The sequence below is a fragment of the Proteiniborus ethanoligenes genome (assembly GCF_900107485.1).
Classification (GTDB): domain Bacteria; phylum Bacillota; class Clostridia; order Tissierellales; family Proteiniboraceae; genus Proteiniborus; species Proteiniborus ethanoligenes.
Genome location: NZ_FNQE01000003.1, coordinates 17,483 through 38,881 on the forward strand (window position 1 = coordinate 17,483; position 21,399 = coordinate 38,881).

Here is a 21,399-nt window from a genome sequence, read left to right on the forward strand (position 1 = left end):
TGTGTTACATAATCACCTTTTATTTAAATAAAAAATCCAAACAAAGGATTCATTTTTAGTGCCGTATGTCATTTTCTAACGTACCAAGTCAACTATAGTTTTTGATTTTTCATATTCGCTGGGTATTCCTTTTGTTATATCCTTCATTACAGCATACTGTACAGGATGGATTTAAGCCAATCTACTGATACAGAATTTAAAAATCAGTTAGTGCATACTCGTCAGTTCTTTCGTTGCTAACAAATGCCTTATTGTCAGATAAATTGCGTCATAATTGTCATACGGCTGAGCTACATAGCACAGTGTTGCTGGTATCAGGCCATAATCATTGTATGCGCGCTGAGTGTACCTAACCAAAAGACCCTACGAGCAAATAAAAACTCTTAGGGTCTTAATTATTATGGCTCTATATTTGAACCTTTAATGACTTCTTATAATCTTTGTAATGCTCACTTGTAACATAGTCAATAACACATTTCTTAGGTATCATGTAGGTATCTCTTATATAAAAATGTTTGACTGCGTTTGTTCTTACAAGCTTTCGTGCTGTACTATCAGCAATGCCTCCTAGCATTTCTCTAAATTGCACGAGGGTTACCACATCAGGATAATCTTTAAATAGTTCTTTGTAATGCTTTTTCCCTTTCTCCATGTTTAAGCCAGCTCCTTATAATAATCTTGTCAGTGGTAGTGGCTGACTGCATTAACCAATGTTTTGGGAAATCCCCCCATATCCCTCCTAATATCCCTCCTAGTGGATTTTTTATAATCAAATCGTAGGTTTTAAACGAGCCTCGTATTGGTCGGACAAATCGCTCAGTAGATACCTCAAAGGCTTGATTTCACTAGGGTTTTAAGGGTTCTATATTCCAATCCGTTCCACTGAGTTCCAAACAGTTCTTAATGCCCTAAATAACTCAAAATCTAGCGGGAAACCATGCGAGTTCGACTCTCGCCTCGGGCACCAAAAACAAAAAATCTAGGAACCCTAGATTTTTTGTTTTTTTATTTAGTTAATACTTATTTTCTTTCTTCAAAGGTTACTGTAGCCATGTAGATATTTCCATGTTGTGAATATTCTATGTCTATTATCTCTAATATTCCATCTTCATTTTCAGCAATCCATTTAGCAACCTTATCCTTAAGTCCAGTTCCGTCATCATATTCTAAAAAAGTCATATGCTTCAAGAGCATCCACCCCTCATATTTGTTTTAGTAAATTATATTATCTTAACTAAACTAATATGAAGGTCTTAGGTACTAGTTTTTGTCTAAAGCCTGTTCGCCAAGTCTTTCCACTTTTATTACAATATCCCTCGCGGCTTTTAATCCTTCTCTGTACCAATATTGACTTTCTTTTAACTTTTTCCCTTCTCGTTCTTTTTGATTTAATTTGCTTATTGTAAAATTCAATTCATCTAATATGATTTTAGTTTCTTTACTCATAAATTGCCTCCCGTTTTAATGTTCTTTAAAAATTATATATCCTTTATATAATTGACAAAAAAACATATTTCAAATACTATTTAATTATGAGTGTTTAGGATGGTGATATCTTGGATTTTAGACAATTAGAAACCTTTATAGAAGTAGTAAATAGAAAAAGCTTTTCTAAAGCCGCACAAAAATTATATCTTACACAGCCTACAATTACTAGTCATATCCAGAATCTAGAAAATGAGCTTGGTACTATTTTATTAAATAGGTCTGGAAAAAATGTAACTCCAACTGAAGCAGGTAGTCTTCTTTATAGACATGCACTTAATATTGTCAATATGAGAAACATGGCTCAATTTGACTTAGGTGTTTATAAGGGTAAGGTTCAGGGCCATTTAGATATTAGCTCTAGCTCCATACCAAAGCATTATGTATTACCCTACTTACTAAAGAAGTTTACCAGTAAGTATCCTGATGTTACATTTTCTTTAACTGATTATGACTCTGAAAAAGTAGTTGAAGGTATTATTGATGGCATTACTGATTTTGGAATAATAGGAGCTAAATTCAATTCTCCACAGCTTGAATATATAGATTTAATTGAAGATCGTCTTGTTGCAATTGTGCCAAATAATAAGGATTATCCGTGGAAAGAATATGAAGAGCTACCTATAGATTTTTTGTTAAATAAAAAAATAATACTTAGAGAAAGTGGCTCAGGTACTCGAATATTGCTCCAGAAAAAACTTTTAGAAAAGGATTTGGATTTAGACTCCCTAAATATAGTTGCATACATAGAAGATATTGAGGCTATTAAGAAATTTGTTGAGCTTGGTGTTGGAATAAGCTTTATTTCTGAAAGGGCTATAAAAAAAGAAGTGAGTATGGGATCATTAAAACCATATTATATAAAAGAATTAGATTTAAAAAGAAAATTTTATTTTGTGTATCATAAAAAAAGACAACTCTCTCCTTTGAGCCAAACCTTTAGAGATTTTGTAATTGATTCAATATCTACTATAGAATAAAATAAGCCGAGAAAAACTCGGCTTTTACTATGCTTCAAAAAATACTTTATATCCCTTATACGTCATATATATATCTGCCTTGCTTGATATTTCATAAGGTGCGTGAACACTTAATAAAGGCACTCCGCAGTCTACTACCTCCATACCATATCTAGCTAATATGTAAGCTATAGTTCCACCGCCACCTTGATCTACCTTGCCAAGCTCTCCCATTTGCCAAACAATATTATTATCATTAAAAAGCTTTCTTATTTCTCCTAGGTATTCTGAATTTGCATCGTTGCTACCACCTTTTCCTCTTACGCCTGTGTATTTTACTAAGGTTATACCTTTACCTATAAAAGGAGAGTTTCTTTTATCTAATACCTCAGGGTAATTAGGGTCAAAACCAGCTAACGTATCCCCAGATAGTACTTTTGAATTAGCTAGAGCTCTTTTTACTATAAGCTCATTGTAGTTTTCCTCTGATAATGCTATAAGCTCTGAAACTACATTTTCGAAAAACATAGATTCCATTCCAGTATTCCCTACGCTGCCTATTTCTTCTTTATCTACAAATAATGCAACTGCTGTCCTACTAGGATTATCTACATTTAATATTGCTTTAAGAGAAGTAAATGCACAAGCTCTATCATCTTGCCCATAGCCACCTACCATGCTCCTGTCTATCCCAACATCTTTAGCTTTTCCTGCTGGAACTATTTCAAATTCTGCAGATGTGAAATCTTCCTCAACCATCCCATACTTTTCATTTAATATATTCAATATATTCAGCTTTACCTTATCACTTAAGTCCTTTTCCTTATATGGTATGCTTCCAAATAAAATATTAAGTCCTTCTCCGGTTATTCCTTCATCCATCTTTTTAGCCATTTGATCCTTTGCAAGATGAGGCAATAGATCTGTAATAAAGAATACAGGGTCATTTTCGTCTTCTCCAATAACTACATTGACTTTTTCGCCCTTTTTATTAATGAGCACACCATGAAGAGCTAAAGGTAATGCAACCCATTGATATTTTTTAATGCCTCCATAATAATGGGTTTTTAGTAATGCAAGCTCTGAATCTTCATAAAGAGGAAATTGCTTTAGGTCAATTCTTGGAGCATCAATATGAGAGCCAACGATATTCATACCTTTTTCTAGCTTTTCTTTTCCCATTACAAATAGTGCAACTGCTTTGTTTTTATTTTCAGCATAGATTTTCATCCCTGGCACTATTTGGTTTTTGTTTTCGATTATTTCATTTAATGAGATATATCCTTTTTCTTTTGCATATCTTATAATTTCATCTGCTGATTCTCTTTCAGTTTTACATTTGTCTAAAAACAGCTTATATTCTTCTCCAAAATGGAATACATCTTTTATTTCATCATCACTCAGTACTTGCCAAGTATTTTTCCAGTTATGTACTAGCTTTTCCTGCAATATTTTGCCCTCTGATTTTTCTCCCATTTCTTATCCCTCCAAATAATTTAGTGTCTCTAATTAATATAATATAGTCATAGTATTTTATTGTCAATAAAAGCTACCATTTATGTGTTTTTCTTAAGAATTTTTCCGTTACAGCAAAATAGGTCATATCACAATAGTTCTTCGTATCAGGCACAGGATCCCCCCAGGTTGAGTCTATATATACCTTCTCTCCATCTAAATTCGCAAGAGTCCAAATATGACTTTCACCTCCTGCGGATCCAATTACACCTTGTACTTCTATACCTACTATTTTGCATAGCATATTATATAAAGAAGTATACCCATTACATGATGCTAGCCTATTAACAGTTGCCCCATATCCTGTGTAGCCTTCCTTTGATAATTTTACATCATATTTTAAATTATGTGCCATCCATATATATAGCACCCTTGCCTTTTCTTTTTCAGTCATATCTCCAGTTATTTTGCCTTCCTCTATTAGTTTGTCTATTATATTATAAGCTTCCTCCTCAAAATCGCTAATCATTTTTTCTGCTTCCTCAATACTGAATCTTGTATCTGTAAGCATTAGTCTAATTATTGTATTGCCCGAAGAATATGAACTATAATAATCAAGATAGTTAAATAAAGAATAATATTCTGGGTATTTTCCCCAGACGTTTAGGTCTGCTATGTCTAGATTGTTAAATATTGTGTCTATAATATCATCATCAAGCCTTTCTTTGTAAATAACTTCATACTTATATTCTTTGTTGATAGCCATATTCAATAGAATTTTCTCAAAATCCTCAACCTCAGTTGATTCTTCTTTTATTGTGCCTAAAGCTAAAGCTTTATAGGGAATGTTCAATGCCATATTTACCTTGTGCTGTCTGATTAAATTATTACTATTGCTATAATCAGCTATTGTTGAAAGAGTTTCTATTGCAGAGTCCCAATCCTCAATATCTATCTTTTCCATTGCAAAATTGTACACGTATTTTTTTGCAAGTACTTCACTATTTAAATAGTTTTTAGCTTCCTTCATTAGATTAGATGCTGCTATCCAATCCTTATTGTCTGCTTTTTCTAAGGCAAGAAAATACTTACACTTGATTATTAATCTTTGACTATCTTTATAATCAGGAATTGTGTTAACTAGTTCCAAAGCCTCTTCCCATTTGCTAAAGTATGCCTTCTCTTCTGCAAATTTATATATATTATACTGTATTAGATCATTGCTATCATTGTAATCCTTAATTTCTTCAAGGAGTTTTGTGGCTTCTTCCCACTTTCTTAAATGAGATAGTTCTTTAGCCCTTAAGTATATGCTTTCATTAAGCATTTCTTCACTGTCTTTATAGCTGCCTAATTCCTTTAACTCGCTTATGGCTAAATAATATTCCTTTTCATCAAAATATGATTTAGCACTACCATATTTTGCAGCTAAGAGCATTTCTTCACTATCCTTATAATCTCCTAAGGATTTAAATGCTTCAACTGCTTCAATATAGCTTCCACTTTCATATAGAGCCACTGCTTTATTATATTCAATATTTGGGATAATAACCTTTGTTCCTATAGCTAGTATAATTATTAAAAAGATAAATATAATAGGAATTAGCTTTTTCCAGCTAATTGGGCTTCTTACCATATTTTCTGTTTGGGTTTTTTCACCTTCTGTCATTTAATCTCTCCTTTTAACCAAGTTGTATTATAAGTCCATAATTACACTGCCTTCATTTAATGCTAAATTAGCAAAAAAGTCTAGATACCTAGACTTAATATTGTGCATTTTACCTTATAGCTTTTTTATGTTGTTTTTAAATGTAAATATGGCTGCTTGTACTCTATCAGTAACATCAATTTTTTTGAAAATCTTTGAAACATGGTTTTTAACAGTTTTCTCACTAATAAAAAGTTTTTCTGCTATTTCTCTATTATTCATTCCTTCTGCTATAAGTGTAAGTACTTCGTATTCTCTTTTAGTTAAGGATTCTATAAACGATGCCTCTTTGCTTTTACCTTCTATTGAATTAATGTCTTTCACTAAAAGCTCAGATAAACTAGGTTGTATATAAGACTTTCCTTTATGTACATCTTTTATTGCACTTATTAAAGTATCCGAATCTGAATCCTTTAATACATAACCGTTTGCACCTATTTTTACTGTTTCGTATAAGTATTCTCTATCATCATGTATGGTTAGCATAATAATTTTAGAATCAACGCCTATATCCTTTAATCTTCTCAACACATCTAAACCATTCATTTTAGGCATATTTATATCTAGTAATATTACATCTGGTTTGCTCTGTTGAGCATATTTAATAGAATCTTCTCCATTAGATACTAAACCTACAACTTCGATATCATTCTCTAGCTCAAGTATTTGTTTAAGCCCTTCTCTCATTAGAGAATGATCATCTACTATCATAACAGTTATTTTTTTGTCATTCATTTATAACTTCCTCTCTTTCTAAAGGTATTGTAAGCAAGACCTTAGTGCCCTCTCCTAGGGAAGAAATAATATCTAATTTACCACTTAACAATTCAGCTCTCTCTTTCATGCCAATAAGTCCATATCCCCTTAAATCTTTGCTTCTTTTCAGTTTATCTTTTTCAAAGCCTATTCCATTATCTTTGATTACGATAAAAAGCTTGTCCACAGCGTATTCAATTTTAATTAATACTTCTTTAGCTTTTGAATGCTTAGATACATTATTTAAGGCTTCTTGAATTATTCTAAAACACGCTATTTCAATAATAGGCTTAATATCTTCTGGATTATCTAGTATCATCAGGTCTACATTAATACCTGTCTCCTCCATAAACTTATCAATATACCTTTGAAGTGTAGGGATAAGGCCTAAATCATCTAAAGACATAGGTCTTAAATCATATATTATTCTTCTTACATCTTTTATACTATTTCTAGCAATATCTTTCAATTCATTTAATTCATCCTTTGCTTGGCTTAAGTCTATATTGAGCAATTTCTCACATAGCTCTGCTTTCAATACCACATTTGCCATTGATTGAGCTGGTCCATCATGTATTTCTCTCGAAACTCTCATACGCTCTTCTTCTTGAGCCTCGATAATTTTAATTCCTAAAGATTGTTTTTTATTCATATCCTCAATGGTTTCAAATATATCGTTTAGATTTCCCTTTAGGAAATCCATGGCTACACCAACCTGGGATACAAGTCTCTCAGCTTTTTCAACAATTTCAAATGTTTTTCTTAAGGATACCTCTAAACTATTTCTCTTAGAAATTAGTTCCTTTTCTTCTTGTCTCTTTAAAACTAGCCTTACTTTTATGTTATTTGCCTCTTCATAGGCTAATCTAATATCCTGCTCAGAATATTTGTTAAAATCCCTGCTTACTACCATAAGCTTAGATTTTGTTCTTCTCTCTTCTCTGGCCAAATCATCTGTTTCTAATATTACTGCCGAGATTTTATCTTGAATAGCATTAATTTCATTTTTTATGCGTTCACATTCTTTACGAGCATTTTCAGCAATATCAAAAATCTCTTTTCTTCCACTATCTATTGTATTAATAGTTTTTTCAATTATTTCATTCATTCTTTTCAAATCTAACGATGGCTTAGACAATATAAACACCTCTAAAAAATCCGTTTATTACTATACACAGTCTAATACTAAACTTGGAGATTATCTATTTTTTCTTTTTCTTCTTCTGTAAGGACTCTTTCTAAGTCAATTAAGATTATTAGCCTTTCATCAAGCTTACCAACTCCAGTAATGTACCTTCTATCTATTCCTGCTATTATATCTGGTGTTGGATCAATATTAGAGTCGTCAAGTCTAACAGTTTGAGAAGCCTCATCAACTAAAAAGCCAATTTGTTTCTCATTTAAGTTGATTACTATTATTCTAGTATTTGCATCTGCTGTACGCCCTTCCATGCCAAATCTTTTCTTTAAGCATACTATAGGTATTACATTACCTCTAAAGTTAATTATTCCTTCAACAAACTTAGGTGCATTAGGTATTTTTACACTTTCTTGATACTGGACGATTTCTCTAACATTCATTATATCTATTCCGTACTCTTCCCTTCCAAGTTTGAAAACAACATATTGATTTTCAGACAATTTAATATCCTCCTTTAACAATTGTTTACTTACTTTATTTCTACAATCTTTTCGTTTTTCCTTCAAAAAAATTATAAAACGTATTATTTAGTTCCAAATACCTCACTATTCATCAACTACTTCTATATTTTCAAGCTGCTTTCTAAAATTTTCTCTAAAAATAGCTAAGTATTCCTGTCTTAAAAACTTTTGTTCCTCTTTTTCTAATTCTGAAAGTCCTGTTTCCTTTGCTTTTCTTGCTAAGTAGTTTATTCTATCTAATTTTTCTTTTGAAATCATCTTAAGCATTCCTCCTAAATTTTTATTAATATATTATACTACTTCTATAATACTTTAAAAAGGGCTAATTGAATTTAGCCCTTTTTCTAATTACGCTCTATTACTATTTCTCCATTTTTAATTACTTTATCTACATGATTTATTCCAAAATGATATATAATATAATTAATATTAGGCGAATCGAAAATAACAATATCTGCTTTTTTGCCTATTTTTATGCTACCTATGCTATTTTCTCTTTTAAGAGAGCAGGCACTATTTATAGTAACTGCTGAAAAAACTTCTTCTGGAGTCATCTTCAACATAATTGAAGCAAAGGACATTACCAGTTGTAAATTTTCAGTTGGGCTACTTCCTGGGTTATAGTCTGTGGAAAGAGCAACAGGTACTCCTAATTCTATCATTTTTCTTGCATTTGCGTATTTCCCAGAGCCTAGATTAAAGGATGTAGCAGGTAGTAGATCTGCAATAACTCCATTTTCAGCCATCATTTTCATGCCTTGCTCACTTGCTGCTACTAGATGGTCTGCAGATACTGCACCTATCTCTGCTGCCAGTTCTGCTCCCCCTATAGGTTCAATCTCATCTGCATGAAGCTTTGAATACATACCATATTCTTTGGCCTCATTCAATATTCTTCTTGTTTCTTCTATTGTAAATACTCCTTCTTCGCAAAACACATCACAAAATTCAGCCAATTTTTCTTCTGCTACTTTTGGAATCATTTCATTTATTATTATCTTAACAAATTCTTCTCTATTCTGTTTATATTCTAGGGGTATTGCATGAGCTCCCATAAATGTAGAGACAATATCTACAGGGTGGTTTTTATTAAGCTCCTTTGCTACTCTTAGCTGCTTAAGCTCAGTTTCTATATCTAATCCATACCCGCTTTTAGCTTCTAGTGTAGTTACTCCAAATTCAAGCATTATATTAAGGCTTTTTTCAGCTTTTTTGTATAGCTCTTCAAAAGAAGCATTTTGTGTAGCCTTAACTGTACTTAGTATTCCTCCTCCTGCTTTCAATATGTCCATATATTTCATCCCATTTAGCTTCATAGGCAATTCATTTTCTCTTGAGCCTCCGTGTACTAAATGTGTATGAGGATCTATTAAGCCTGGAGTAACAGTTTTTCCCCTGCCATCGATTATCTTTGTTTTTTCATGACTTTCTATATCATCTGGTAGTTCGCCTTCTCCAACATAAATGATCTTATCTCTTGCTATGACAACTATGCCATTTTCTATTAATCCAATGTTTTTCATTTCTTCTTTTATTCTAGGTTTATCAGGTCCTTCCATTGTAACTAACTGAGAAATGTTTTTTATTACAATATCAGCCTTCATAAAATCACCCTATTCATATATTCTCTTTTCTAGTATCTGATCTTCTCTGAAGTTTTCAATCTTCAAATAATAATCTGCACAGTTGATTAACGCCATCATAGGTACTAAGCCTATTATTTCGCTTCCAATCACATTTACTCCGTATCTATTAGCTTCTCTTTCAATCATGTCAAATACCCTATAAAGTGGCGTGCTTATATAGTCTACCATATTCATAGTGACCTGAACTATGTTTCTTTCTTTTATCTCTACGCCTAAAGCCTTGCAGGCTGTAAATCCTCCATTTCTACCTCTTACGCTTTTAGCTATTTTATTCGCTATTTCTAAGTTATCAGTACCTAAATTAACATTAAATGCAACAAGAGGCATTCTAGCTCCAACTGCTGTTGCTCCTGCCTTTACATTTAGAGTATCTGGTCCATAATCGGGCTTCCATTCGTTATCTTTCATTTTTTCATTCATATTTTCATATTGACCCTTTCTCACAGAAGCGAGATTTTCTCTATGAGAGGCACTTGCAGATTTTTCATAAAGAAATACAGATATCCCTAGTTCTTCTCCTATTCTTTTCCCTATTCTTTTAGACATTTCTATACACTCTTCCACAGTCACATCAGTTATAGGGATCAAAGGTATCACATCTGTGGCTCCCATTCTAGGATGCTCACCCTTATGCTTACTCATATCTATAAGCTCCGCTGCTTTTTTACATGCATTAAATGCTGCTTCTTCTACTGCCTCGGGAGTCCCTATAAAAGTAGTTACACATCTGTTATGATCCTTATCCATTGAATAATCTAGTAGCTTTGTCCCTTCTACTTTTCTTATTTCATCAATGATTTTTTCTATAAGGATTTTATCTACACCCTCACTAAAATTTGGGACACATTGAACTATTTTAGCCATACTATCTCCCCCTTGTTTATTTATATGCCTTTTCTACAAGAGAACTGATTAAGCCCTCATCTGGAATATATGGTAATGTTATATGATCACTATCCTTGTGCATATTGTTATACTCTATACATGTCTCGATGGAGTTTTCATTCCTTCCCCATGCGCGTCTTGCCACACCCCCCATTACATCCCAAGGTATGGCCATTCTTATAATATTGTCTACCCTTTCACTACCATCTAATACCAGTCCGAATCCACCGTTTATTGATTTGCCTATTCCTACTCCACCACCATTGTGAAGTGCTACTAAACTCATTCCCCTAGCTGCATTTCCTGCAAAGCAATGAGTAGCCATATCAGCCATTATGTTGCTTCCATCTTTAATATTTGAGGTTTCTCTAAATGGAGAGTCAGTTCCACCGGTATCATGATGGTCTCTTCCTAGCATTATAGGCCCTACTTCTCCATTTCTAACCATTTCATTAAATTTTAGGGCTATGTCTCTTCGTCCTAGTGCATCTTGGTAAAGAATTCTTGCCTGTGTACCTACTACTAGCCTATTTTCTTCTGCATCCCTTATCCATACATAATTATCTCTATCTTGTCCTCTTCGATTAGGATTGATAGCATCCATAGCAGCATTGTCAGTTTTTATAAGGTCTTCATGATTCCCGCTTAAGCAAACCCATCTAAATGGTCCATAGCCATAATCAAATAAAAGTGGCCCTAGTATATCTTCTACATATGAAGGGAATATAAAGCCTTCACTTTCATCTGTACCATTTTTAGCTATATCCTTAGCTCCAGCATCAAATACAGCTTTCATAAAGCTGTTTCCATAATCAAAGAAATAAGTACCTCTATTGGTCAGTTCTCTAATAAGATGAAAATGCTTTATAAGTGATTTATCTACTAACTCTATAAATTTGCCCTTATCACATTTTAAAAGCTCTGTTCTCTCTTCAAAGCTCAAGCCTTGTGGACAATATCCACCATCATAGGGTGCATGACATGAGGTTTGGTCTGATAAAAGCTCTATATAAATATTGTTATTTACTGCATATTCAAGTAAATCCACTATATTTCCATGATAAGCAATTGAAATAGGCTCTTTCTTTTTCATGTATTCATCTGCCCAACTGAAAATCTCTTTTAAATCATTGGAAGCTCTAGTTATCCAACCTTGGTCTAGTCTTGTTTGGATTCTAGAATAATCCACTTCTGCTATTATTCCTACACCTTTAGCTATTTCCACAGCTTTACCCTGTGCTCCGCTCATACCTCCAAGACCTGAAGATACAAATAAATGGCCTCTTAAATCTCCATCTTCAGCAACACCTAGCTTTATTCTTCCAGCATTTAATATGGTGTTAAAAGTTCCATGAACTATTCCCTGAGGTCCTATATACATCCAACCACCAGCGGTCATCTGCCCATAGTTAGCTACACCCATAGCCTGCGCTTTGTTCCAATGGTTTTGATCATCAAACATTCCAATCATTAATGCATTAGTTATTATTACTCTAGGACTTTCCACGCTAGATTTAAAAAGCCCAACAGGATGACCAGAAGCTATTACTAAAGTTTGCTCTTCTGTTAATACCTCTAAATATTTCATGATTAGTCTATATTGCATCCAATTTTGACAAACCTGACCTGTTTCCCCATAGGTAACTAGCTCATATGGATAAAGTGCTACATCAAAATCAAGATTATTATCTATCATTACCTGAAAGGCTTTGCCTTCTATGCAATTTCCCCTATATTCATGTATAGGTCTTCCTTTAATATTGCCTTCTGGTCTATAACGATAGCCATATATCCTTCCTCTAGTCATTAATTCTTCTAAAAACTCCGGTGCTAGCTTTTCATGTAGCTCTGCTGGTATATACCTAAGTGCATTTTTAAGAGCTATTTCCGTTTCCCTTTTCGTCAATGTGAATTCTCTCTTTGGTGCTCTCCTAACACCTTGAGTAAATTTAGGTGCAGGTGGTAGATGGTTTTCAAGCTTAATAGTCATTGCCTTTGAAATATTAAGATTATTAATCATACTTTTCCTCCTCCTAATAATATATTTCTCCTATGGATTTCTCTATGCTTTTTATAATTATACCTGACTTTACAATATCTTCGCATTTATTTATCTCTACATTCATTATCTGATCGTTCTCAAGAGTTTTTATTTTCTCTCTGATAATATGATATGCAACTTGAGTTCCCTTGCCAAGTCCTTTGTTTCCTCGTAAATCTATGGCTTGACATGCTCCCAACAATTCCATTGACAAAACCTTTCTTGCATTATCTAATATGGCTCTTGCCTTTCTTGCTGCTATAGTTCCCATAGATACATGATCCTCTTGATTTGCAGATGAAGGTATAGAATCTACACTTGCTGGGTGAGCAAGAACCTTATTTTCTGAAACTAAAGAGGCTGCTGAGTATTGTACAATCATAAAGCCAGAATTAAGTCCACCATTTTTCACTAAAAATGCAGGTAATCCGCTTAAGGCTGGATTTACCAATCTCTCTAGTCTTCTTTCAGAAACATTGGCAAGCTCAGCTAATGCTATACCAAGAAAATCAAAGCTAATTGCCATAGGCTGCCCATGAAAATTACCTCCAGATATTACTTCTTCTACATCTTCAAATATAAGAGGGTTATCAGTAGCAGAGTTAATTTCAATCTCTACTTTTTCTTTAACATATTTTATAGCATCCTTACTAGCACCATGAATTTGAGGAAGGCATCTAATAACATAAGCATCTTGAACCCTTATTTGACCTTGCTCTGTAGTCATTTTGCTATCCTGTAAAATTCTCAATAAATTTTTTGCTGTGTTTATTTGACCTTCATGAGGTCTTACCTGGTGTACCTTTTCATCAAAGGCTGTGACTATTCCATTTAAAGCCTCTACAGTCATAGCAGCGCTAACATCTGCCATCTTGCTAATATTTATTGCATCATAAACTGCTAATGCACCTATTGCTGTCATTACCTGAGTACCATTAATAAGTGCCAACCCTTCCTTAGATGTAAGCTCTATAGTTGGAACATTGGCTTTCTCCATGGCTTCCTTTCCAGACATTCTAGCACCTTTGTAGAAGGCCTCACCTTCTCCCAGCATTACAAGTACCATATGTGAGAGAGGTGCAAGGTCGCCACTTGCTCCTAAAGAACCCTTTTCAGGAATTACAGGATGAACTCCCTTATTTAGCATTTCAATTAAAGTGTTCAGAGTTTCAAGTCTTATTCCCGAATACCCCTTTGCTAAAGCATTTGCTCTTAGGAGCATAACCCCCCTTACTATTTCTTCATCTAAAGGCTCTCCAACTCCACATGAATGGCTTATTATAAGGTTTCTTTGAAGGGTCCTTGCTTCCTTTTTAGAAATAACCACATCACTAAATTTGCCAAAACCTGTCGTAATTCCATAAACAACTTTTTCTTCATTCACGAACCTATCAACTAGTTCCCTTGATTTTATTACTTTATCTATAGCATCAGTAGATAATTGCACTTCATAATTATTTCTAGCTACGTGAACAATATCCTCTATCCTGAGACTATTTCCATCTAATATTACTTTTCTCACAATATCACTCCTCAATTATTATCATAATTAGGTTTTATTATCTATTCTTTAATTATACTAAATCTCCTCCTGTTTTTGCAAAAATATTTTAACTCTTCAACAAATTTTAGTAATGTGTAGTATTAACTTGATAAAGCAATAGAGCCCCTAATGGTAGAGACTCTATATAGATTCGTTTTCTAATATTAATTTATTATGCAACATAGTACACTGCAGTAAATATTAACGACAATATAATATTGGCAGTGCCAATGATTAATAGCACTTTAGTCAGAAATTTTAGTAGCATTCTAGCATTCATTGTATCAGTTTCACTAAAATTACCAGGCTTTAAAATAAACCTTTTATGTATTAGCCATGCAAAGATTCTCATTAATACACTACCAGATAATATAATTGTACCTACAACAAAATAATAATCACTTAAAATTACACTGCTCACTTGTTTTCCATGCTTGATGAAAGCTACTAAAAACACAATACCTATAAGAGCTAAGGTTACTATGGCTATTTTAATTAAAATTTTCTTTCTTAATAGCTTTATAGTTTCATTGTTACGATGTTTTTTTGACATACGCCACCTCAAATATATTATCTACTTAATTTTACCAGTTTATAATATGTATATCAAGAAAAAAGAAGCTAGTAATTAGCCTCTTTTATAAAAAAATCAAAGTTGAACTTTCCTATTCCTTATAATATTTTAGCACAGCTTTCTCGTTTTTGTATTTGGAAAGGCAGGATAATAGTATCTTTATCCACTTTTTCTTTTTTTATTTCCTTTATTATTCTTCTTATAGCAACTGCTCCTATATCATAGAAAGGCTCCTTTATTGTAGTTAATCTAGGTCTAAATATTGATGCTGTCTTAATATCACCATAGCCTGCTACAGACATTTGATCTGGAACCTTAATATTGTTATCATGCAAATAGCTTAGTACACCAATTGACAATTCATCGTGACTACAGAATATTGCTGTAATTTCATCATTAGAGCTAATTATATCCTTGCATATTTCATAGCCATCATCTATGTTCCTTCCCTTAGCATAATATATTTTTTCCTCATAGCCTTCATTTTCTGATATAGCTTTCTTATAACCTTCAAGCTTTATCATTTCTAGAGAGTTTTCTTCTTCACTAGATGATACATATGCTATATTTTCATGTCCTAGGCTGATTAAATAATTTGTCATTTCATAAGTTGCCTCAAGGCTATCAATGGTTACAGTAGGGAAATCCTCATTAGAAAAGTATCTATTTAGATAAACAAAGGGCATTTTAAAATCCTTTATTTGGTTATCTATTTCCTTATTTAAGGAGTCCGAAATAAGTATTATTCCTTCTGCTTGTTTTCTGCTTAAAATCTGCATGTATTTTATTTCTGCTGCTTTATCTCCATATGTACTACATAGTAATATATCGTAGTCGTACATTTTCCCAACCTCTTCTATGCCCCTTACTAATTGTGCAATATAAGTATCTCCTAAATCAGTTACTATAACACCTATTAAGAATGATTTCTTAGTTACTAATGTTCTAGCAACCTCATTTGGTTTATATCCAATTTCATTTATTACCTCTAAAACCTTTTGCCTTATTTCTGGGCTTACTGGCTTGGAATTATTTATTACTCTAGAAACCGTAGATATAGATACTCCAGCCATTTTAGCCACATCTTTAATAGTTGCAGTCATGATTTTTTCCTCCTGTTATTTGTATTTTTATACCTTCTTTATCCAATCATCACAACAATGTTAATTTTCAATTTTAGATAGATATAATAGCAGCTAAGGTTTATAGCATAGCTGCTATTATGTCACTAATAGTATTTACAAAGTTATAGCTATTATAGTCAAATTCTTTTTCTTTAATAGGAACAGTTATTTTAAGTACTCCTTTAATCTCACCATTGTTTATAAGTGGAACTGCTATAATTGATAACCAATTAGGCTTTCCAGTAACTAAATCTATTCCTCTTATATCCTCCCAATCAATAAAGAATTTACCTATTTGTTCATTTATTATTTCATATATTACCTTATCGTTACATTCAGGATTCTCAGCCCATATATCCAAAAACCTCTGTCGACCATAAATGTTTTGGATATTTTGGTCTTTATCCACTATAATAAGTGTTCCTTTTTCTGCTTCTAATATTTCTATTAGTCTTCCAAGTATTCTAAATATTTTATCTTCTTTTGATGATTTTTCTCTCATTAATTCTATTATTTCTACTAACACAAGTCCTATTCTTTGATCGTGAACAGTATTCCCTGTAATGATTCCTGCTAATTTATCTAGCCTTTTATTAGATTTTCCTATATCATCACTCCAAATGATGCTCTTATTTCTACCAAGTTCTTTTGCATTATACAATGCCTGGTCTGCCTTTTCAATAAGCTCATCTGGGGTCTGACCGTGATCAGGAAAAGATGATATGCCTAGGCTTATTGTAATAGGATAATCTTCATTTATCATTACTGTTTTTTCTACTGATTTTCTTATTTTTTCTGCAATTTTTTTACCCTGATCCTTGTTAGTATTCGGTAATATAATAATGAATTCTTCTCCACCATATCTACCTACCATATCAGTTTTTCTTATATTTTTCAAAATTATATTCCCTATACGATTTAATATTTCATCCCCCATTCTATGTCCAAAAGTATCATTTACATTTTTAAATTTATCTAAATCTAGCATAATAACTGAAAATTCAGTTCCACTTCTTCTTGCTAATAGGATAAAGTCTTTAAAAATACTATCAAAATACTTTCTAGTATAAGCACCAGTCATTTTATCTATTGATGAGATTATTTTAAGGATATAATTATCAATATTAATAGAAATAAGATGAGAAAGGGCATCAATAATTTTAAGTCTTTTGTTATCAAATTTATTAAATAGCTTATCAGTATCTAAATACAAATATCCAATAATATCTTCATTGTTAATATGAGTGTACGATTTACGTCTTTCAGCTACCTCTTCTATATGATCTGATGCTTGTAGCTTGAATATAGGCATACATATAATGGCTTTTATGTTATCATCAGCATATTGTAATTGTTCCTGTTCTTCATAGTCAAAGGATTTATTAATAAGAATTCCTCTGTTTTTTTTCTTTACCTCGGACAAAATCCGTTCTTCTTCAGGTATAATATCATCTTCTGATGTTGACGCTACAGTAACTAGCTCTCCAGATTCATAATCATGAACACAAATTATCCCTCTATTTGCATAGGTCTTGTCCACTGCATACTTAAGTATCATATTTAAATTATGATTATAATTGTTGCTTAGTTGCAGTATTAGTTCTTCAAAGCTATAAACACCCTTTAAGGAAGGATCTGAGTCTTCTTTTATGTCGAAATTAAAAATATTTTCATTAAATAATTCTACAATTTTTTTGATGTTAAAGTAATCTTCTAGTTCCATAGCCTCAGTGAATTCAATAGTATTAATATTTAATGCATTATCACCCTTTATGACTAAAACTATTTTATTTAGCTTTGATATAATTTCTGAAGCCATGTTCTTTTTAACAAAATTCACTTGCAACTTCTTATTAGGTATCTTTCTTGTTAGTCTATATAGCAAATCTAATGCAGTTAAATAATAATTAGCTGATTTGTAATATTGTTTATTCTCAAAACAAATATCGCCAAGCTCAACATAATTGGATAACTCAACTCTATAATGTCCTGAGTTTTTTACCCTTTTAGATACATTAGTTAACTGTTCATAATTCTTGTTGAGTTTTCCTATTGTCATATCTCTCAATATGTCCAGATATTTTGTAGTATACTTTCCTATCAGTTTATCGTCCTCTAAAAGCAAGTCTTCCGCTAATTTAGCATTATCATATATCATCAATGTGTTTGCAAGCGTTAATAAAGCCCTTCTTCTTTCCCCACAGTAACCACTTAGTCTATATAGTTCTCTTACGTTCTCTATATTTTCTTCTGTTGCATTACGTTCTTCACAATATTCTAACAAAACTTTTTTTAAGTAAGAGTCTAATTTTAAAATATTTTCAAGCTGATTGCAGCTCTCTATTGTCTTATTAAAATATTCTAGTGCTTTATCACATACTCCAAATGTAAAATAAAATTCACCTAAAAAATAATAATATCTTGAAATGTACTGTTCTTCAACAAAGCCTTCATCAAATGTTTTTTTCACTTTCTCATAAAGTTTATAGCATTTATCAAATTGACCAATGCGCAAATATATCAATCCTAGATTAATATAAGACAAAAATAGTAACCCTTCATCTTCAATATCCTTAGCAATATTTTCTACCTTCTTTATATAATCTTTAGCCAGAGCATAATCGTTTGTTCTAAAATAAAGCTCTCCAATATTATTGAGAAAGTTTCCTTCTGTTTCTAGGGATTGATATTTTTTTGTAATCTCTAAGCCTTCTTTAAAGTAAGCCATTGCAAGATCTATGTCGTCGAAATATTCAGAATATATGGACCCAATATTGTTAAGCGCTCTAGTAGACTCTGCAAGGTCTCCTGATTTTTGAAGATACTGGTAGCTAGTTACGAAGTAATCTAGTGCTTGTTCTATCTGGTCTGTAAAGGCCTTTATTATGCCTTTATGGTTATATAAATAACCTGCATATAAATCGAAATCATGTTCCTTAGCCATATCTAGGTATTTATCAATATGTTCTAGTACTGTATCGTATTCTCCCTTAGATATATATATTTTATAAAGATTCCTTATGGATTCTAACAATTCTTCAGTATAATCATGATCTTGTGAAATCTTCTTTGCTTGGTCTGCATGCTTCTCTGCTAAATCCATATCATATCTTCTAAGAAAAACGGAAGATAATCCATTATTACAAATTGCTATATATTTATTTTCCTTAAGCTCTTCAGCTATTTTTAATCCTTCTTTATAGCAATTTATCGATTTCCCAGTCATACCATGAAGTAAATATAAGCTTCCTAAATTAGTTAATACTTCTAGCTTGTGTATGTCTCTTCTGCCCTTCATAAGCTCATTAGCATTTTCCCACAGATGAATACATTGAATATTTCCTACTAAGCCTTTCATTTTCTTTGCATTCAATATTGTATGCTTAATAGCCTTATCAAGCTGCTTAGACATATTATAGTGATAGATGAGCTCGTCTACATTGCCTCTATCCTGCTGGATATAAGTTTGTTCTAAAATTTCAGCAGCTTTTCTGTGAAGCTCTTGTTTCTCATCTTCTTTAATATCACTATAAATAAACATCTTAATTTGTCTATTATAGAAATCATAAGTATAACCCCAATCCTCTACTCTCTCGTCTAGTATTTTCATTGAGGCCAGCTTATCAACTAATTGATCTGAATCTATACCATAATCCTCAGCCAATTTTCTAATAATAGTTTTAGATACGGAAGTATTAAATATTGAGATATATTTAGCTATATCATATAATTCCTTATCTAATAGCTTAATCTGCCTTTTTATAGCATCTCCAATATTAGATGGTATGTATAAGCTTGCATAGTTTTTCGTTGGCACATCCCAGTTTCCTTTTTCATTAATGAAAAGCTCTCCTGTTGCTACAAGGTTTTTTATGGCTTCCTCAATGTACCCAGGATTACCTAAGGTTTCATTCATAACTCTTGTTGAAAAATTAATAGCTTTATAGCTTATTCCTAAAATACTTTTTATTAAATCTGAAGTTTCGTTTAGATTTAAACGAAACAGCCTATACTCATGAGCTTTCCTAGATTTTATCCATGTATTAATTGTGTCATTGAGGGCCTTTTTCTTTTCCAGCATGTCCTTATGATATGAAGCAATTAATATTAACGGAACTTGTCTGCCGCTATTTATTAAATAATTTAACAAATTAATAGTTTCTATATCACTGTTATGAAGATCATCTATCAATATATAGGTTGGATTATTCTTTATGTTATCAATTATGAAATTAGTAATTCTATCATATAGTCTAAGTCTTTCCCTTGTGCCACTAAGCATTGATGAAGGTTTAATATCTCCTGACTCAGAAATTTCTGGAATTATTTTAACTAATTCACAGCCGTATTTTTCTATAAGATATGAATCACAGTCTTTTATCATGCTCCTAAGTATTTTAATAATTCCGCTTAGCTCTTTTGCATTTGAATCTGTAATGGAAGTATAAAATACAGTTCTTCCTCTCATTCTCAGTCTATATTCCAGCTCTTCCAATAGTCTAGTTTTGCCTATACCATCTTCTCCAGTAAATGATATTAGTTTTTTATCTAAATTATTATTTCCAATGTTCTTGTCAATATCTAAAACAATATTGATTTCTCTATCTCTACCAACTATAGGATGATTGAAAATCAATTTGTTTCTACTTTCTTTTAATTTTAATCTATAGTCTTTTCCAAATATTTTGTTAATTTCATTAACTATTTCAGTTGGCTCAACAAGCCTTAAGGATAAATCCTTGTTTACTAATCTAGATATTAAATCATCAATTAGGTCTTCTTGATTTTTATTAAGCTTTAAATGGCTTGCAGCTTTAAAAGCATGTCCAATTAAATTCGGTGCTTTCCCTATTAACATAGTTTTAAGTAACATCCCAATAGAATATATATCTGAGCTATTATTAGCATTATTATATCTAGCCTCTGGAGCCATATAGTCACTGTACTCATCATTATAAATATTTTTTCTTTCTCTTAGGATTATCTCTGCAAAATCATTTAATTTAATTTTAAAATTGTCCCTATCATCTATAACAAATATGTTGTCTGGATTTATATACCTATAAGGATAGCCCCTAAAAGCTAAATAAGACACAACCTCTAATAGCTGCACAACAATAGATAGTATTTGTTCAATATTCAATCTTCCGATATAGCTAGTGAGTTTATTGCTATTAACATAATCCATAGTATAAAAGTATTGTTTAACTATAGTTGGCTTGTTATCGATAGAATTTACAATATCAAAGCTATGATTCGATATAATTCCTTTATGTTTTAAGCTGCTAATTTCAATAAAAACATGGATAAATTCATCAATAAGGGTAGCATTTTTGTCTCCACTAAGCAGCTTTAACAGTAGCTCTTCGTTATTATTCCATAGGTCGTGTACTGTAAAAATAGTACTATCATCGTAGACCTTGTATGTATCTTTTATTCTATATCTATTGTTAATAAGTTGCATTTCCCTACCCCCAGAGTACAAACTACCTTAATTACCAATTTATATTCTACTTTCCACAAATAAATGTCACATCCATGATATTATAACATATATATAA

Annotated in this window: 17 protein-coding genes; 1 reads left to right on the forward strand and 16 read right to left on the reverse strand. The window is 32.0% G+C overall.

Going from position 1 to position 21,399, the window contains the following annotated elements; all coding sequences use genetic code 11:
* Positions 1–406 precede the first annotated feature (406 nt).
* The 3 genes from BLV37_RS02085 to BLV37_RS02090 all read right to left on the reverse strand — a co-directional run bounded on the left by BLV37_RS02085 (position 407) and on the right by BLV37_RS02090 (position 1,446).
* On the reverse strand, positions 407–652 hold the full coding sequence (locus tag BLV37_RS02085; RefSeq protein WP_091726587.1) for a hypothetical protein: 246 nt from the start codon (positions 650–652) through the stop codon (positions 407–409).
* 368 nt (positions 653–1,020) lie between these two features.
* Positions 1,021–1,188, reverse strand: coding sequence for a hypothetical protein (locus BLV37_RS14935; RefSeq protein ID WP_176967827.1), 168 nt, complete (start codon positions 1,186–1,188; stop codon positions 1,021–1,023).
* Positions 1,189–1,260: 72 nt separating this feature from the next.
* On the reverse strand, positions 1,261–1,446 hold the full coding sequence (locus tag BLV37_RS02090) for a hypothetical protein (protein ID WP_091726589.1): 186 nt from the start codon (positions 1,444–1,446) through the stop codon (positions 1,261–1,263).
* A gap of 110 nt (positions 1,447–1,556) precedes the next feature.
* On the opposite strand from BLV37_RS02090, the gene BLV37_RS02095 reads away from it, so the two are divergent.
* Positions 1,557–2,465 (forward strand): selenium metabolism-associated LysR family transcriptional regulator, encoded by a 909-nt coding sequence (locus tag BLV37_RS02095; RefSeq protein ID WP_091726591.1) that lies wholly within the window; start codon positions 1,557–1,559, stop codon positions 2,463–2,465.
* 27 nt (positions 2,466–2,492) lie between these two features.
* Here BLV37_RS02095 and BLV37_RS02100 read toward each other — a convergent pair whose 3' ends face one another.
* The 13 genes from BLV37_RS02100 to BLV37_RS02160 all read right to left on the reverse strand — a co-directional run bounded on the left by BLV37_RS02100 (position 2,493) and on the right by BLV37_RS02160 (position 21,302).
* Positions 2,493–3,920, reverse strand: a complete 1,428-nt coding sequence (locus BLV37_RS02100) for an aminopeptidase (RefSeq protein ID WP_091726594.1) — start codon at positions 3,918–3,920, stop codon at positions 2,493–2,495.
* Positions 3,921–3,993: 73 nt separating this feature from the next.
* The gene (locus BLV37_RS02105) at positions 3,994–5,568 is read right to left on the reverse strand and encodes a transglutaminase domain-containing protein (RefSeq protein ID WP_091726600.1); all 1,575 of its coding nucleotides are present in this window, start codon (positions 5,566–5,568) and stop codon (positions 3,994–3,996) included.
* Between the two features lie 114 nt (positions 5,569–5,682).
* Positions 5,683–6,342 carry a response regulator gene (locus BLV37_RS02110; protein WP_091726603.1) on the reverse strand — a complete coding sequence of 220 codons (660 nt, stop codon included), beginning with the start codon at positions 6,340–6,342 and terminating at the stop codon, positions 5,683–5,685.
* A complete protein-coding gene (locus BLV37_RS02115; protein WP_244270448.1) occupies positions 6,335–7,501 on the reverse strand; it encodes a sensor histidine kinase in 1,167 nt (388 codons plus the stop codon). The genes BLV37_RS02110 and BLV37_RS02115 overlap by 8 nt, the downstream gene beginning before the upstream one ends.
* A gap of 47 nt (positions 7,502–7,548) precedes the next feature.
* Positions 7,549–8,004, reverse strand: a complete 456-nt coding sequence (locus BLV37_RS02120) for a chemotaxis protein CheW (protein ID WP_091726606.1) — start codon at positions 8,002–8,004, stop codon at positions 7,549–7,551.
* Between the two features lie 105 nt (positions 8,005–8,109).
* Entirely contained in the window at positions 8,110–8,292 is a 183-nt protein-coding gene (locus tag BLV37_RS02125) for a DUF896 domain-containing protein (protein WP_244270449.1), read from the reverse strand.
* Positions 8,293–8,369: 77 nt separating this feature from the next.
* Positions 8,370–9,629, reverse strand: a complete 1,260-nt coding sequence (hutI, locus tag BLV37_RS02130) for an imidazolonepropionase (RefSeq protein WP_091726611.1) — start codon at positions 9,627–9,629, stop codon at positions 8,370–8,372.
* A 9-nt stretch (positions 9,630–9,638) separates the two neighbouring features.
* The gene (gene ftcD, locus BLV37_RS02135; protein WP_091726614.1) at positions 9,639–10,535 is read right to left on the reverse strand and encodes a glutamate formimidoyltransferase; all 897 of its coding nucleotides are present in this window, start codon (positions 10,533–10,535) and stop codon (positions 9,639–9,641) included.
* Positions 10,536–10,551: 16 nt separating this feature from the next.
* Positions 10,552–12,576 (reverse strand): urocanate hydratase, encoded by a 2,025-nt coding sequence (locus BLV37_RS02140; protein ID WP_091726616.1) that lies wholly within the window; start codon positions 12,574–12,576, stop codon positions 10,552–10,554.
* A gap of 13 nt (positions 12,577–12,589) precedes the next feature.
* The gene (gene hutH / locus BLV37_RS02145) at positions 12,590–14,119 is read right to left on the reverse strand and encodes a histidine ammonia-lyase (protein ID WP_091726619.1); all 1,530 of its coding nucleotides are present in this window, start codon (positions 14,117–14,119) and stop codon (positions 12,590–12,592) included.
* A gap of 193 nt (positions 14,120–14,312) precedes the next feature.
* Positions 14,313–14,693 carry a hypothetical protein gene (locus tag BLV37_RS02150; protein WP_091726621.1) on the reverse strand — a complete coding sequence of 127 codons (381 nt, stop codon included), beginning with the start codon at positions 14,691–14,693 and terminating at the stop codon, positions 14,313–14,315.
* A gap of 119 nt (positions 14,694–14,812) precedes the next feature.
* The gene (locus BLV37_RS02155; protein WP_091726624.1) at positions 14,813–15,817 is read right to left on the reverse strand and encodes a LacI family DNA-binding transcriptional regulator; all 1,005 of its coding nucleotides are present in this window, start codon (positions 15,815–15,817) and stop codon (positions 14,813–14,815) included.
* 100 nt (positions 15,818–15,917) lie between these two features.
* Positions 15,918–21,302, reverse strand: coding sequence for a diguanylate cyclase (locus BLV37_RS02160; RefSeq protein ID WP_091726627.1), 5,385 nt, complete (start codon positions 21,300–21,302; stop codon positions 15,918–15,920).
* Between the last annotated feature and the right edge of the window lie 97 nt (positions 21,303–21,399).

Excerpts from the sequence above, each read along its gene's own strand:
- BLV37_RS02125 (WP_244270449.1), bottom strand. The coding sequence starts at position 8,292 with ATGCTTAAGATGATTTCAAAAGAAAAATTAGATAGAATAAACTACTTA.
- BLV37_RS02150 (WP_091726621.1), bottom strand. The coding sequence starts at position 14,693 with ATGTCAAAAAAACATCGTAACAATGAAACTATAAAGCTATTAAGAAAG.
- BLV37_RS02140 (WP_091726616.1), bottom strand. The coding sequence starts at position 12,576 with ATGATTAATAATCTTAATATTTCAAAGGCAATGACTATTAAGCTTGAA.
- BLV37_RS02085 (WP_091726587.1), bottom strand. The coding sequence starts at position 652 with ATGGAGAAAGGGAAAAAGCATTACAAAGAACTATTTAAAGATTATCCT.
- BLV37_RS02160 (WP_091726627.1), bottom strand. The coding sequence starts at position 21,302 with ATGCAACTTATTAACAATAGATATAGAATAAAAGATACATACAAGGTC.
- BLV37_RS02100 (WP_091726594.1), bottom strand. The coding sequence starts at position 3,920 with ATGGGAGAAAAATCAGAGGGCAAAATATTGCAGGAAAAGCTAGTACAT.
- BLV37_RS02155 (WP_091726624.1), bottom strand. The coding sequence starts at position 15,817 with ATGACTGCAACTATTAAAGATGTGGCTAAAATGGCTGGAGTATCTATA.
- ftcD (WP_091726614.1), bottom strand. The coding sequence starts at position 10,535 with ATGGCTAAAATAGTTCAATGTGTCCCAAATTTTAGTGAGGGTGTAGAT.
- hutI (WP_091726611.1), bottom strand. The coding sequence starts at position 9,629 with ATGAAGGCTGATATTGTAATAAAAAACATTTCTCAGTTAGTTACAATG.
- BLV37_RS02110 (WP_091726603.1), bottom strand. The coding sequence starts at position 6,342 with ATGAATGACAAAAAAATAACTGTTATGATAGTAGATGATCATTCTCTA.
- BLV37_RS02090 (WP_091726589.1), bottom strand. The coding sequence starts at position 1,446 with ATGAGTAAAGAAACTAAAATCATATTAGATGAATTGAATTTTACAATA.
- BLV37_RS02105 (WP_091726600.1), bottom strand. The coding sequence starts at position 5,568 with ATGACAGAAGGTGAAAAAACCCAAACAGAAAATATGGTAAGAAGCCCA.